General features: G+C 63.6%; 2 protein-coding genes. Both read right to left on the bottom strand.

The genetic code is table 11. The annotated features are described in order from the left end of the window. The coding region (locus FNJ47_RS50725; protein ID WP_206685413.1) for a hypothetical protein at positions 1-300 on the bottom strand (300 nt) is incomplete at its 3' end. 286 nt (positions 301-586) lie between these two features. Then, the gene (locus FNJ47_RS45800; protein ID WP_236000572.1) at positions 587-1,483 is read right to left on the bottom strand and encodes an amidohydrolase family protein; all 897 of its coding nucleotides are present in this window, start codon (positions 1,481-1,483) and stop codon (positions 587-589) included. Positions 1,484-1,942: the final 459 nt, after the last annotated feature.

Here is a 1,942-nt window from a genome sequence, read left to right as displayed (position 1 = left end):
ACCGCGGTAGTAGGCCCCCGCCGCAGCCGCGCCGACTGCAGCCGCGCCCACTGCCGCCGCTCCGGCCCCGTAGCGGTAGCCGTAGCCGCGATACCCCCCTGCAGCGTACGCGCCCCGATAGCCGTAGCGCCCGCCGCGCACAGCGACAGCACCGCCCCGGTATCCCCGAGCCGCGACCGCGCCGCCGCGGTAGCCGCCCGCTCGCACAGCGCCGCCGTGAAAACCTCCAGCGCGCATGCCGCCGCCGCCGCGGCCGCCGCGGGCAAACGCGTCGTCGGGAGTGAAGGTGACCAACAGCATAGCTGCGGCTGCCGAAGCGATGAGAGTTCGACGCAACATTGGCGGACTCCTTTTTCGATAGAGAAAGCCGCGGACACCGGCACATCGCGTTAACCGCGGGTCGTCCGAAGCCTCGCGCACCGGAGCATCGTACCCTTGACCTGGATCAAAGCTCAGCGTTCATCTATGTGAACGACCGAGGTCGTAAATGTCGCCTTTGGGGTCCAAAAGCCGCCAAAGACGGCTGACCGCCGCGACGTTCGCCAAGGGCCCCAGAAGCGGACTCATGCATTGCAGCACGCTTGGTTCACGTCCAGCGAAGCCGCGCCAGGATCGCGCGGCCCATGATCCAGTCCTTGTCGCTTTCGGTGAGGAACGGAAGCTCCTCTGTGAATTCAGTCACGCGCTGCCGGTAGGTGGCTCTGGCGAATGAATTGGTTATGTCGGTTCCCCAGTGGCAGCGCTCCGGGCCATAGGCGTCGAATAGGCGGTGGATATGCGGGATCGCGTCACGGAATGGATAGGGTTCAGTCGAAATCAGCGGTACCGACGACAACTTGACCGACACATTCGCATATTTTGCGAGCGCGGCCGCCTGGACGATGGCTTCCGGCACCACGTTGTTTCTTACGGATCCCGATGAATCGGCATGAGGGCGAAGACCCGCGCCGACGCCCATATGGTCGATGACGAGCGTAAGTTGCGGGTGCCGCTCGGCGATGCGGGCGAACAGCGATGTCTGGCCCGAGGTGAGAAACATCACAGGCAGGCGGGCCTTCTCCGCCGCCGGCCAGAACCAGTCCGCGGTGCCGTCTGTCAGCCATGCCGCTTCGCCGGGGCCGAAGTTCAACCTCACGCCCAGCACGCCGGGCTGGTCGCGCCAGGTCGCAAGCCGTGCCGCGCGGTCGGGCTTGTCGAGGGCGACACGCGCCATGATGGCGAAGCGGCCGGGGTATCGTTTGACCGCCTCCTGGGCATAGTCGATGCGCTCGCCTTCGAGCGACGCCGGCGGAACGATGACGACGCGATCGACGCCGGCCTCGTCCATCAGTGGAATTATTCGCTCGATGGTGAAGGGCTCCGGAAGCTGCGGTCTGGCACCGGGGAGCCAGGGTCTTTCCGGGGTGCTCGCCGGCCACAGGTGAACCTGCGAATCAACGATCACTCGTTTTTGCTGCGCGACCGTTGTCGCGGCGTGCTGCATTGACAGCGCGACGCCGGTCGCGACGGTGCCGGCCAGAAAACTACGGCGTGAAGGCATGCGATATCCTTCCTGTTCTATCATTTTAGTCACGGCATGATGGTGATCGACAGGGCGCCCCGCGCTGGATCAAAGCAAATTTGCTCGCAATGTTGAGGATCACATCAGGAAATTGCGACCATGGAAATGGGGTTCAAAGGTCAATTTGCGGCGCAACGATCTTGAACCGCACATGTCGCAGTTGGGTCATAAGCGGCCCATTGTGGTCGAACAGGAGGACTTCCGGTTATCCTCGAAGAGCCGACCTTCTCGGCGGTCATGCAGACCGTCAGCTTAGGGCCCAGGCCGTGTAAAAAATCGCGCAGTTTTGGCGCTGATTTGGTCGCTCAGAAGGCCGACCTCACGCCCGCATCGCCTCCAGCAATCCGCCCACGCCGACGATCGTCATTACGCGCTTCATAT

The organism is Bradyrhizobium uaiense (assembly GCF_010811875.1).
GTDB classification, from domain to species: domain Bacteria; phylum Pseudomonadota; class Alphaproteobacteria; order Rhizobiales; family Xanthobacteraceae; genus Bradyrhizobium; species Bradyrhizobium uaiense.
Note: the sequence above shows the minus strand (reverse complement) of the source record. Positions and strands in the feature narration are given on the sequence as shown.